The organism is Pseudomonas sp. 15C, from assembly GCF_055484735.1.
Genome location: NZ_JBUDGD010000037.1, coordinates 1 through 12,387 on the forward strand (window position 1 = coordinate 1; position 12,387 = coordinate 12,387).

The 12,387-nt window shown below is 57.9% G+C and carries 12 protein-coding genes; 7 read left to right on the forward strand and 5 right to left on the reverse strand.

Annotated elements, in window-relative coordinates; all coding sequences use genetic code 11:
* Positions 1-659, forward strand: a 659-nt coding sequence (locus tag ACYYKW_RS18275; protein WP_464990756.1) for an FAD-dependent oxidoreductase, incomplete at its 5' end; no start/stop codon positions are given.
* On the opposite strand, the gene ACYYKW_RS18280 is transcribed toward ACYYKW_RS18275, so the two are convergent.
* Positions 656-1,663, reverse strand: a complete 1,008-nt coding sequence (locus ACYYKW_RS18280; RefSeq protein ID WP_464990757.1) for a DNA-binding protein — start codon at positions 1,661-1,663, stop codon at positions 656-658. The genes ACYYKW_RS18275 and ACYYKW_RS18280 overlap by 4 nt on opposite strands.
* A 177-nt stretch (positions 1,664-1,840) precedes the next feature.
* Here ACYYKW_RS18280 and ACYYKW_RS18285 point away from each other — a divergent pair, with 177 nt between their 5' ends.
* The 3 genes from ACYYKW_RS18285 to ahpF all read left to right on the forward strand — a co-directional run bounded on the left by ACYYKW_RS18285 (position 1,841) and on the right by ahpF (position 5,166).
* Positions 1,841-2,779 (forward strand): site-specific integrase, encoded by a 939-nt coding sequence (locus ACYYKW_RS18285; protein ID WP_093101773.1) that lies wholly within the window; start codon positions 1,841-1,843, stop codon positions 2,777-2,779.
* A gap of 137 nt (positions 2,780-2,916) precedes the next feature.
* Complete coding sequence (gene ahpC / locus ACYYKW_RS18290) at positions 2,917-3,480, forward strand: alkyl hydroperoxide reductase subunit C (RefSeq protein WP_016774916.1); 564 nt, start codon at positions 2,917-2,919, stop codon at positions 3,478-3,480.
* 123 nt (positions 3,481-3,603) lie between these two features.
* A complete protein-coding gene (gene ahpF / locus ACYYKW_RS18295) occupies positions 3,604-5,166 on the forward strand; it encodes an alkyl hydroperoxide reductase subunit F (protein ID WP_336354814.1) in 1,563 nt (520 codons plus the stop codon).
* Between the two features lie 276 nt (positions 5,167-5,442).
* On the opposite strand, the gene gloA is transcribed toward ahpF, so the two are convergent.
* Positions 5,443-5,964 (reverse strand): lactoylglutathione lyase, encoded by a 522-nt coding sequence (gene gloA / locus ACYYKW_RS18300; protein WP_090283272.1) that lies wholly within the window; start codon positions 5,962-5,964, stop codon positions 5,443-5,445.
* Between the two features lie 138 nt (positions 5,965-6,102).
* On the opposite strand from gloA, the gene ACYYKW_RS18305 reads away from it, so the two are divergent.
* A complete protein-coding gene (locus ACYYKW_RS18305) occupies positions 6,103-6,621 on the forward strand; it encodes a DUF4946 domain-containing protein (RefSeq protein ID WP_464990758.1) in 519 nt (172 codons plus the stop codon).
* Between the two features lie 216 nt (positions 6,622-6,837).
* Here ACYYKW_RS18305 and ACYYKW_RS18310 read toward each other — a convergent pair whose 3' ends face one another.
* From ACYYKW_RS18310 to ACYYKW_RS18320, 3 genes are all read right to left on the reverse strand, one after another.
* Positions 6,838-7,203, reverse strand: a complete 366-nt coding sequence (locus ACYYKW_RS18310; RefSeq protein WP_090283274.1) for a histone-like nucleoid-structuring protein, MvaT/MvaU family — start codon at positions 7,201-7,203, stop codon at positions 6,838-6,840.
* 233 nt (positions 7,204-7,436) lie between these two features.
* Positions 7,437-8,972 (reverse strand): EAL domain-containing protein, encoded by a 1,536-nt coding sequence (locus tag ACYYKW_RS18315; RefSeq protein WP_464990759.1) that lies wholly within the window; start codon positions 8,970-8,972, stop codon positions 7,437-7,439.
* A gap of 98 nt (positions 8,973-9,070) precedes the next feature.
* Positions 9,071-9,943 (reverse strand): LysR family transcriptional regulator, encoded by an 873-nt coding sequence (locus ACYYKW_RS18320; protein WP_464990760.1) that lies wholly within the window; start codon positions 9,941-9,943, stop codon positions 9,071-9,073.
* 76 nt (positions 9,944-10,019) lie between these two features.
* Here ACYYKW_RS18320 and ACYYKW_RS18325 point away from each other — a divergent pair, with 76 nt between their 5' ends.
* Both ACYYKW_RS18325 and hppD read left to right on the forward strand, forming a co-directional pair.
* A complete protein-coding gene (locus ACYYKW_RS18325) occupies positions 10,020-10,958 on the forward strand; it encodes a DMT family transporter (protein ID WP_464990761.1) in 939 nt (312 codons plus the stop codon).
* Between the two features lie 248 nt (positions 10,959-11,206).
* Positions 11,207-12,283 (forward strand): 4-hydroxyphenylpyruvate dioxygenase, encoded by a 1,077-nt coding sequence (gene hppD / locus ACYYKW_RS18330; RefSeq protein ID WP_093101767.1) that lies wholly within the window; start codon positions 11,207-11,209, stop codon positions 12,281-12,283.
* The last annotated feature ends 104 nt before the right edge of the window (positions 12,284-12,387 follow it).

A 12,387-nucleotide genomic window follows, 5' to 3' on the forward strand; every position in this document is an offset into this window, starting at 1 on the left:
GAATTCCGGTGGAGAACCTGCTGGTTCTGCTGTTCCCGCTCGGTGCGATCACCGTGCTGCTGGCGCAATTCGCGCCGACCGGCACGGTGCAGATCATTGGCAACCTGGGCCTGGAAAACACCGGTGTGCAGTTGGACGACAAGGGTTTCATCAAGGTCGACGACGAGTACCAAACCACTGAGCCATCAATTCTGGCGCTGGGTGATGTGATCGGCCGCGTGCAACTGACGCCGGTGGCATTGGCGGAAGGCATGGCCGTGGCGCGGCGTCTGTTCAAGCCGGAGCATTACCGTCCGGTGGATTACAAGATGATTCCAACGGCGGTGTTCAGCCTGCCGAATATCGGCACGGTCGGCTTGACTGAAGATCAGGCGCGAGAGGCGGGTCATGAGGTGGTGATTTTCGAAAGCCGCTTCCGGCCGATGAAGCTGACGTTGACGGAGTGTCAGGAGAAGACCCTGATGAAGCTGGTCGTCGACGGCAAGACCGACAAGGTTCTCGGTTGCCACATGGTCGGCCCTGATGCCGGCGAAATCGTCCAGGGGCTGGCCATCGCGTTGAAGGCTGGCGCGACAAAGCGCGACTTCGACGACACGATCGGGGTGCACCCGACGGCCGCCGAAGAGTTTGTCACCATGCGTACGCCGGTCAGCGCTTAAGCGCCTTTCGGTTCTGGCGCTGCCGCAACGGCAGCCGCCAGACGCTGGCTGTCTTCCAGGCTGGCCTGAACTTTGGTCAATTCCTTTTCCAGTGACTGATTGAGCTGCGTTTGCTCGTCGACGCTCAGCTTGAGTGCCTGGCTTTCCAGTGAGGCGACGCGCAGGCGCTCCTGGAGGAGGGTGCGTTCGCTGTCGACGCGCGTGGCTTGTTCGAGCAACTGATCCTGGCGCAAGTTGCTTTGCTTGAGCTGATCCTGCAGCAGGCTCAGCTCGCGCTGGGTGCCACGGTTCTCGGTGAGCAGACGCTCGTTGTCGCGGTGCAACTGAGTGATCTCGTCCTGACGCATCAGCGCGCTTTGTTGCGCCTGGCGCAGCTCGGCTTGAATCTGCTGCACCTGGCTTTCGTGGCGGCTCTGTTCCTGCTCGCGTTGTTCCTTGCTGGCGTTGCGGTAGTGCTCCAGCGCATCGCGAGCGTGCAAGTGCTTTTCTTCCAGCGAGCGGATCTGCTCGTCCTTGTCCTGCAAGCGTAATTCAAAATCGGCCAGCGCCTGATTGAGCCCGGCGTTGCGCGTCTGCTCGGTTTGCAGCATCGAGCGGGTGCTGTTCAGCGCTTCGGATTCGCGTTCCAGTGCAGCGCCTTGAATGTCGTGCTCGTGCTCGAGCTTTTCCAGCGCCTGCCGGGTCTGCGCAAGCTCTGCTTCCAGCGCTTCACGTTGCGTCTCGAATTGTTCGCGCGCCTGCTCGATCGGCTCCTGCGCCTGCTCTTTCAGGCGCTGGGCAAGACGAGAGACGAGGGCGGTCAGCTCGTCATCGATCGGCTCAGCGGAGGCTTCAGCCGGTTGCGCGCCGTCATCCAGCTCTTTCAGATAGCGGTGGATGGTGGTTTTCGAGCCGGTGTTGCCCATTTCGATGCGTACTGCATCGATGCTCGGGTGTTCGCCGCGCGCGAGAATTGCGGTGCGCGCGATCTGCACCAGCGCTTTGGTAATGCCGCCACGGGCCATGTGAACTCCTACGGTTACGTACTGTGGTACATGCCACTGATATGCACAGTGTACCATGCCGGCATAAAAGTGAAATACATCGAAAATTACAGGCGGGATATTCTGGTATTACCCAATGTCACACGGCAAAATGCACATCTTCATCTTCAAACCAGTACGCCAGCGAGAAAACAGCCCATGAGCGATCTGGATCGCTATCTGCAAGCCGCCACCCGCGACAACACGCGCCGCAGCTATCGCGCAGCCATCGAGCATTTCGAAGTGAAGTGGGGCGGGTTTTTGCCGGCGACCGCTGACAGCGTTGCGCGCTATCTGGTTGCTCACGCTTCTGAGCTGTCGATCAATACCTTGAAGTTGCGCTTGTCGGCGCTGGCGCAGTGGCATAACAGTCAGGGTTTCGCCGACCCGACCAAGGCGCCGGTGGTGCGCAAGGTCTTCAAGGGTATTCGCGCGTTGCATCCGGCACAGGAGAAACAAGCCGAGCCGTTGCAGTTGCAGGACTTGCAGCGGGTCATCGATTGGCTTGAGCAGGAGGGACAAACCGCGCGCGAGCAACAGGATCGCCCGGCGTTGCTCAAGGCGTACCGCGATCGTGCGTTGATTCTTTTGGGATTCTGGCGTGGCTTTCGCAGCGATGAGCTGTGCCGCCTGCAGATCGAGCATGTTCAAGCGCACGCCGGCAAAGGCATCACCTTGTATCTGCCGCGCAGCAAGGGTGATCGGGAAAACCTCGGGCAGACGTATCAAGCCCCGGCGCTGCTCAAGCTGTGTCCGGTGCAGGCCTATATCGATTGGATTACTGAGGCGGCGCTGGTGCGCGGGCCGGTGTTTCGCAGCATCGATCGCTGGGGCAATCTGAACGAGGCGGGGCTGCACGCCAACAGCATCATCCCGTTGCTGCGCCAGGCGTTGCAGCGTGCCGGGATCGCCGCCGAGGGTTACACCAGTCACTCGTTGCGCCGCGGTTTTGCCACTTGGGCTCATCAAGCGGGTTGGGACCTGAAGTCGCTGATGAGTTACGTCGGCTGGAAGGACATGAAATCGGCGATGCGCTATGTTGAAGTCAGCCCATTCCAAGGAATGGCTCGGATTATGGATAAGCCGGATCAAGCGTAGAGATCGTTTTCTTCTATTAATACAGTCAGCTAATAGCGAAAACAAATCAGCAGCATCAGGTTTGCCAATGAGCGTTCCGTCGAGTGAGTGGGTAGGATTCACCCATCAACTTCATAACCCCTGACGGAGAGTCATCGATGCCTATCATCAACAGCCAAGTAAAACCGTTCAAAGCTACCGCGTTCAAAAACGGCGACTTCGTTCAAGTCTCGGACGCTGACTTGAAAGGCAAGTGGTCCGTGGTGTTCTTCTACCCAGCCGACTTCACCTTCGTTTGCCCAACCGAACTGGAAGACCTGGCCGACAACTACGCTGAATTCAAGAAACTGGGCGTAGAGATCTACAGTGTTTCTACCGACACTCACTTTGCCCACGCTGCCTGGCACAACACTTCGCCAGCCATCGGCAAGATCGAATACACCATGATCGGCGACCCGACCCACGTCATCTCGCGCAACTTCGACGTGCTGATCGAAGAAGCTGGCCTGGCTGACCGCGGCACCTTCGTGATCAACCCTGAAGGCCAGATCAAAATCGTTGAACTGAACGATGGCGGCGTTGGCCGTGACGCTTCCGAGCTGCTGCGCAAGATCAAGGCTGCTCAGTACGTCGCTGCACACCCAGGCGAAGTTTGCCCGGCCAAGTGGAAAGAAGGCGAGGCCACTCTGGCTCCGTCCCTGGACCTGGTCGGCAAGATCTAAGTCTGTGACACGCAACGCAGGGCGGCACGCCGCACCTTTCTAGTTAGCTGCACCGCCCAATAAAAATGCCCGGGCGAGATTCGCTCGGGCTTTTTTTCGCCTCAAATAAAGGAAATCGCCCGTATGTTGGACGCCAATCTTAAAGCCCAGTTGAAATCGTACCTGGAACGGGTCACCCAGCCGATCGAGATCGTTGCATCCCTCGACGACGGTGCGAAATCCCGTGAAATGCACGACCTGCTGAAAGACGTTGCCAGTCTTTCCAGCCAGATTACTTTGATCGACAACGGAGACGATGCACGCAAGCCGTCGTTTTCGATCAACCGTCCAGGCGCCGACATCAGTCTGCGTTTCGCCGGTATTCCGATGGGCCACGAATTCACCTCGCTGGTGCTGGCCCTGTTGCAAGTCGGCGGCCACCCGTCGAAAGCCAGTGTTGAAGTGATCGAGCAGATCCGCTCGCTCAAAGGCGAGTTCAGCTTCGAGACTTACTTCTCATTGTCTTGCCAGAACTGCCCGGACGTGGTCCAGGCGTTGAACCTGATGGCCGTGCTCAACCCGAACATCCGCCACGTCGCCATCGACGGCGCGTTGTTTCAGGACGAAGTCAACGATCGCAAGATCATGGCTGTGCCGAGCATCTACCTCAACGGCGAGAACTTCGGTCAGGGCCGCATGGGCCTGGAAGAGATCCTCGCCAAACTCGACACCGGCGCCATCGAGCGTCAGGCCGAGAAAATCAGTGCCAAAGAAGCGTTTGACGTGTTGGTCGTCGGCGGTGGCCCGGCCGGTGCTTCGGCAGCGATCTATGCGGCGCGTAAAGGCATTCGCACCGGCGTTGCGGCTGAGCGTTTCGGCGGCCAGGTGCTCGACACCATGGCCATCGAGAACTTCATTTCCGTACAGGAAACCGAAGGGCCGAAGCTGGCGACCGCGCTGGAAGAACACGTCAAGCAATACGACGTCGACATCATGAACCTGCAACGCGCCGATCAGCTCATCCCTGGCAGGAACGGCGAGCTGCATGAAGTCCGCTTCGCCAGCGGCGCGACACTCAAAGCCAAGAGCGTGATCCTGGCGACCGGTGCGCGCTGGCGTGAAATGAACGTGCCGGGCGAGCAGGAATATCGCAACAAAGGCGTGGCGTACTGCCCTCACTGCGACGGTCCACTGTTCAAAGGAAAGCGTGTCGCGGTGATCGGCGGTGGTAACTCCGGCGTTGAAGCGGCCATTGACCTGGCGGGTATCGTCTCGCACGTCACGTTGCTGGAATTCGACGTCCAGCTGCGCGCCGATGCCGTGTTGCAGCGCAAACTGCACAGTTTGCCAAACGTCACCGTGATCACCAGTGCGCAAACCACTGAAGTCACCGGTAACGGCGAGAAGGTCAACGGTCTGCGTTACAAGGATCGTACGACCGATGAGCTGCGCACGGTCGAGCTGGAAGGCATCTTCGTGCAGATCGGTCTGCTGCCCAACACCGATTGGCTCAAAGGTACCATCGAGCTGTCGCCGCGTGGCGAGATCATTGTCGATAACCGTGGCGAGACTTCGATCCCAGGGATCTTCGCTGCCGGTGACGTGACCACCGTGCCGTACAAGCAGATCGTGATTGCGGTGGGCGAGGGCGCCAAGGCTTCGCTGAGTGCTTTCGATCATTTGATTCGCACTTCGGCCCCGGCGTAACTGCCAGGTCAAAAACGAAAAAACCCATGAGCGATCATGGGTTTTTTATTGCGCGTGGAAAGCCACCCCTCATCGGAACGCCGCCCGCCCAGCCCTCTCCCGAGGGAGAGGGAGCCGACCGAGGTGTCTGAAGTCATCCATCGACCTGAGAGAGCCGGTCGATTATGGATTCACCGCGAATCGTTCAAGTCGGCGTAATTCTTCAACATCCCCCCAATCAGTCCCCTCTCCCTCCGGGAGAGGCTAGGGTGAGGGGCTTCCAAGGCTTTTCACTTCTTACAACGGCGCAGGCTGAATGATCTCAACCCAGTAACCGTCCGGATCCTTGATAAACGCCAGGCTCTTCATCCGTCCATCAGTCAGGCGCTTCTGGAAATCGCAACCCAGTTCTTCAAAGCGTGCACACGCCGCAACGATGTCCGGCACGGAAATACAGATATGGCCGAAACCACGCGGGTCGGTATTGCCATTGTGATAGGCGAATTCGGCATCGTTCTCGGTGCCGTGGTTGTGAGTCAATTCGAGAATCCCTGGAATCGACTTCATCCATTCGGTGCGAGCAGCGGCGTCAGCGGGGATTTGCGATTTGTCGACCAGAGCAAGGAAATAGAGGCTGAATTCGGCTTCCGGGAAGTCGCGTTTCTCGACCAGCGAGAAACCCAGTACGCGGGTGTAGAAGTCCAGGGACTTGGTGATGTCTTTGACGCGCAGCATCGTGTGGTTGAAAACGAAGTTGCGGGTTGCGCTGTCCGGGGTGGCGGTGACGCCGGGGAATGTGTTGAGTTCGTGCAGGCTCATGGGCCCTCCAATAACTATGGGCGAGTGATGGGCGCAATGATACGCATGCCTGCCGGCATCGCCAAATGAAAGGGCAGACTTGCCCTGCGCCCGGGCGAGCCTCAGACTTTACCGCTCAATCTGCGAGTGCTTGCGGCGATGATCCGACTGTTCAAATCCTTCTGTGTATTTTCTGCATTGTCGTTCGTGACTGTGTGCGTGTCTGCGGACGAGCCGATTATCACCTGGCCAGCCGGCTGGCAGGTCGAAGCGCTGCCTGCGGCGACTGCGCAGGTTTCCCGTCAACGGGCGGTAAAAACGGATGCCGATGGCAATCAGGTGATGGTGATGGAGCTGACCATGACCGAAGTCGAAAAGGACCATCAAGTCAATTTGCCGGGCGTGCTGCTGGAGATGCGCAAATCAATTCAGAAGGATTTTTTCCAAAGCGGCTACCAGAGTGTCTGCAACAAAGTGCACGCCGCGACACTGGGATCTTTGTCTGCGCTGGAAACCACTTGTACGATCACTGAAAACGGACGACATGTACTGTCGCAAACCCTCGTCGCGGCAGTCGAGGCGGACAAGGCCTATGTACTTTCGTATGCGGGGCAGGCCGAGGCTTATAAAGCCAGTGCAGACGAGATAGTGGCGGTGAGAAACAGCTTGAAACTTTAAGCCGCTGTTCTGCACGAGACGGTTAGATACCGGAAGGGATTAAGACTAAAGTTTAATCGTAGCGCCGTCTGGCAACATCAAGCAGCAAACTGTTTAGCCGCTGGCTCATAAACGTTACACAAAAGTCGCAAGTTGTACGATGAAATTCATTTCATTTGTTAGATATTGTCAATAAAAAAACCCCGCTTGATGCAGGGCTTTTAATCGATTGGCGAATTAACCGCGCAACCACGAATCAACGGTGCCGGCACCGTATTGTTCCTTCCAGGCTTTCAGGCCGCGGTGGTTGCCGCCCTTGGTTTCAATCAGTTCACCGGTGTGCGGATTCTGATAGACCTTGACCACACGAGCGCGGCGGGTTTTAGGTGCTGCAGCGGTCTGCAGGCCGGATTTTGCCGGGTTTGGATCGAGGATGGCGATGATGTCCTTCAGGCCTTTGCCGTAGGTTTTCATCAGCCCCTGGAGCTTTTCTTCGAATTCGATTTCTTTCTTGAGCCCGGCGTCGTTCTTCAGCGATTCGAGCTGCTTGAGCTGTTCCTGAAGGGCCTTTTCAGCTGCACGAAATTCAGCGAGTCTGGACAATATCTTTACTCCAATAGTGTGTTTGGCTGATACCAACCGCAAACAATGCTATAAGCCAAGAGCCGTGAAGCGACTCGGTGATAATGGCTCACCTGCGAATTTTGCTCAGGTTGAAAAAATTGTAGTAGTTAATGCGCCAAGAGTAAATCCTGATGTTGTCTTGATGTAACAACAGTGGTCTTTTGTATCAAATTGGTGCGCCTTATCGGTACGCTCGTCTTGAAACAGCTTAGTTAACGATGAGTTAATGCGTCGATGAAATCCGCTGCGGGCATCGGTTTGGCAAACAGATATCCCTGGAGAAAATCAACATGATGCGCGGCCAGATAGTCGGCCTGTGCCTGGGTTTCGACACCTTCAGCAACAATACCCAAATCCAGCTTGGCCGACAGTTCGATAATCGTGTCGAGTATGTGCCGCGATAGCGCGTCGATGCCGATCATGGCAACGAAGCTCTGATCGATTTTCAAAAAATCCACGTTGAATTTGCGCAAGTAGGCAAGGCTGGAGTGCCCGGTGCCGAAGTCATCGATGGCGATCTTCACGCCCATTGAATGCAGGTGCTCAAACAGTTGACGACTGATCTCGGTGGGTTCGATCAGTTCGCGCTCGGTCAATTCAAGCACCAGGCTGATGCTGCCGGGCGAGAATGCGGCGAGAAACAGCCGACAGTCCTCCACCAGCTCCAGGTCCCGGCAATGGCTGGCGGTGATATTGATGCCAATGTGAAAAGGTGCAGTGAAGGTCGATGACAGCGGTCCCAGCAGCGCAGCGGTTTGCTGCATCAGCGCGCGGGTCATTGGCACGATCAGTCCCGAATGTTCGGCGAACGGAATGAACAGGTCCGGTCGCACCAGACCCTCCTTGGGATGAGCCCAGCGCATCAGCACCTCGGCCCCCGACCAGGCCTTGCTGTCGCCATGCACCACAGGCTGAAAGTAGGGGACGAACTCACCCGCCTCCAGCGCGCGAAGCATCTCGTGACTTGGCGATGTCGAGCGCTTCTGCACAACATGGCCGATCGCGCCCGAGACCGCGCCGAAGAAGATCAGCAGGCTGAACAACGGCGGGTACTCAGCAGCCATGTAGCGCCAGGTCTCACCCTTGGCGAAACCGGCGCTGACGCTAAACCCATAGCGCGATGAAACCAGCGTCGTCGGCGCAACGGGAAGTGCGGGGAGGGCGCTGGCGTGGACTTTGCCCTCAGCCGCTAGCCAGTTATCACCCACCTGTAGAACCAGCAGCGTCTGTCGTCCGATCAGCCGCAGGATGTTGCTCAGGTGATAACCGTCCAGCGTGGTCAACGCGCCACCGCGGCCTTCGCTGAGTCGATACACCAGCAGCGCGGTGTCCGGTGTCACCGGGTTGCCGTTCATCAGCCACAATTTGCCCTGGTTGTAGTCGCCGGCATTCACGACTTCCTGGTAGTCGCCAAACAGCGAGCTGCAATAGAGGTTGTCGTCCCAGACCAGATTGGTCGAGCGCACGAACGGGCGGCGGGTCACTTGTTCACGCAGGGCAAGCTTGACGCTTTCGCAAGTCTGGCCGGCCAGGGGCAGCAACTCATGTGCCGCCTGGGCGGTGTTGTCGAGCATCAGTTCAAACTGGCGCAAGGCCTGATCGGCGGTTTCCTGGGAACTCTGTTCCAGCGTGCGCTGCGCCTGCGAGTGTAGAATCAGGCAGCCGAGCACTAGCGGCAGCAGCCCGCTCAGCAGCGTGACGATGATGCGCGTGCTGCGTTTGCGGCGGGGTCTGACGGTCAACGGCATGGGCGCATCCTGTCGCGATGGAGTGGGCGAAGCTCGGCGCGCTGTACAAACACAGTCAGCCAGAAGCGAGGATAGATCGAACGACGCGCTCGCGCTGCTCAGCGATGATGGATCCGCGTCGCCATTTCGATAAACGCCAGCGTGGCGGGTGATGCCTGGCGCCGATCAAGAACGGCGAGTCCGACCTGACGCTTGACCGCAGGCAACAATGGCTTCTTCACGAAAGCGCTGTCTTGCGTTTGTGGCAATGAGCCTTCGGCGACGATGGTGATAGCGTCGCCACGGCTGACCAGATCGAGCGTACTGAGCAGTTGCGCACAGCGGTAGCGGATATTCGGTTGCAGGCGTGCGGCCATGAACAGTCGCGACACCAGTTCCGAAGAGCCGGCCTCGGTGAGCACGAATGGCGCCTCGCACAAATCTTTCAGGCTTAACGCCGGGTGCCTTGCCAACGGGTGATCGGGCGGCAGCAGGGCGACCATCTGGTCTTCGATCAAAGTGAATGTGTCGAAGCGCTCCTCTGGCAATACCACGAAGCCGATGTCGATGCGTCGCTCCTCCAGCCATTGAATCACTTGACGATCCGGTCCTTCGTCAACGTGCACTTCGATGCCCGGATGGGCTTCTCGATAGCGCCGCAGAATGGCCGGTAGCAGCTTGATCGACGAGGTGGGCCCGAACGAGCCGATGCGCAAGGTGCCGCTTTTCATCCCTCGCGCATCGGCGGCTTCCTGACGCAATGTATTGGCCAGGCCGAGCATCGCACGGGCGCGCAGCAGCAATTGCTCGCCGATGGTACTGAGCTCTACTTGTGACTGATGCCGGCGCAGCAGTTCGACGCCAAGTTCCTGTTCCAGTGATTTCAACGCGTGGGACACCGCCGACTGGGAAATCCCCAAGCGATGGGCAGCCAAGGTAAAACCGCGCAGTTCGGCGACCAGCGAGAAGATTTCCAGTTGCGTAAGGGTCATGAGTATTTGCTCATTTTACGATGAACGCGAATGAGGTCGATCATAAGGCATCTGCAACCTTTCGAGCCTCGACTACATGCACAACCCTGGAAAAACATCATCCGACGTTCCGGTTTATCTGACCCTCGCCGGGGTAACGATGATCTGGGGCGGCACATTCGTCGCCGGCCGGTTTCTGGGCAGCAGTCTGAATCCGGTGTTTGCGGCCAGCCTGCGCTTTTTGCTGGCCAGCCTGGCCTTGCTGGGCTTTTTATGGCTGACGCGAATTGCGCTTGTCCGCCCGACTGCCCGCCAGTGGTTGCGCTTGGCATTGTTGGGGTTCTTCGGGATTTTCTTTTACAACCTGTGCTTCTTCTACGGCCTGCAATACATAAACGCGTCGCGCGCTTCGTTGATCGTCGCGCTGAACCCGGCGGTAATCGGTCTTGCTTCGTGGTGGTTGTTCAAGGAGCGCCTGGGCTCAATGAAAACCGCAGGTATCGTGATCTGCATCGTCGGCGCCGCATTGGTGATCGTCAGCCGTAATCCGCAATTACTGGCGGCGACGCCCGACGCATGGATGGGCGATTTATTGATCTTGGGGTGCGTGCTGGGCTGGGGTGGTTATTCATTGTTTTCGCGTGAACTGAATCAGTCGTTAGGCCCGGTGCAGACGGTGACGTACTCAGTCATGATTGGCACGCTGATGTTATGCCTGTTGGCGGCAGCGCGCGGCGAACTGAGCTGGACAGCACTGAATGATCTGGGCGCGCCGCAATGGCTGAGCCTTGCCTACCTTGGTGTGCTCGGTTCAGCGCTGGCATACATCGGTTATTACCACGGCATCCGCAAGATCGGCGCGACGCGCAGTGGCGTGTTTATCGCGCTCAACCCGCTTACGGCGGTGATCTTCGGCGCGCTGCTGCTGGGCGAACAACTGACGCCGACCATGTGCGTGGGCGGTGCGCTGATTCTCGGCGGCATCTACCTGTGCAACAAACCCCTTGCGACAGACGCAAAAAAGCGGATTTCATAGGGGCAGCAGACAAGCCGGTTTACGCTGTGTAGAATCGGGTTACGCATACAATAATAATCGTCTTCTGGCAGCAGAAGCCTCGCCCGCAAGAGCCTTGGGTCGACAATGAAGATATTCGGGTTTCAACTGATCTACGGTGACTTCCTCGCCCGCAGTGTGCGTGGCATTTCCTGCGCGCCGCCCAGCGCCCTCAGCATGACTCGCCAATAAACCCCCGGTTGATTGATTAGAAATGATGAGGCGTCACCATGGCAGATTTATACGAAAACCCAATGGGCCTGATGGGCTTTGAGTTCATCGAGTTCGCATCGCCGACTCCCGGCACGCTGGAGCCGATCTTCGAGATCATGGGCTTCACCAAAGTCGCCACCCACCGTTCCAAGAACGTGCACCTGTACCGTCAGGGCGCGATCAACCTGATCCTCAACAACGAACCGAACAGCGTCGCCTCGTACTTCGCCGCCGAACATGGTCCGTCCGTTTGCGGCATGGCGTTCCGCGTCAAGGATTCGCAAAAGGCCTATAGCCGCGCACTGGAACTCGGCGCGCAGCCGATTCATATCGAAACCGGTCCGATGGAGCTGAATCTGCCGGCGATCAAAGGCATTGGCGGTGCGCCGCTGTACCTGATTGACCGTTTCGGCGAAGGCAGTTCGATCTATGACATCGACTTCGTGTTCATCGACGGCGTAGACCGCAACCCGGTCGGTGCCGGCCTGAAGATCATTGATCACCTGACCCACAACGTGTACCGCGGTCGCATGGCCTACTGGGCGAACTTCTACGAGAAGCTGTTCAACTTCCGTGAAATTCGCTACTTCGACATCAAGGGCGAATACACCGGCCTGACCTCGAAAGCGATGACCGCACCGGACGGCATGATCCGCATCCCGCTGAACGAAGAATCGTCCAAGGGCGCCGGGCAGATCGAAGAGTTCCTGATGCAGTTCAACGGTGAGGGCATCCAGCACGTCGCGTTCCTCACGGACGATCTGATCAAGACCTGGGACCAGTTGAAGAAGATCGGCATGCGCTTCATGACGGCACCGCCGGACACCTACTACGAAATGCTCGAAGGGCGCCTGCCGAACCACGGCGAGCCGGTCGACCAACTGCAATCGCGCGGTATCCTCCTCGATGGCGCATCGGAGCAGGGCGACAAGCGTCTGCTGCTGCAGATCTTCTCGGAAACCCTGATGGGCCCGGTGTTCTTCGAGTTCATTCAGCGCAAAGGCGACGATGGTTTCGGTGAGGGCAACTTCAAGGCACTGTTCGAGTCGATCGAGCGCGACCAGGTGCGTCGTGGTGTGCTGACGACCGAGTAAACCGCTGCACCGATAAACATTGTGGGAGCCAGCCTGCTGGCGATAGCGACTTCAGATTCAGCATAAAAGTTGACTGACAGATCGCAATCGCCAGCAGGCTGGCT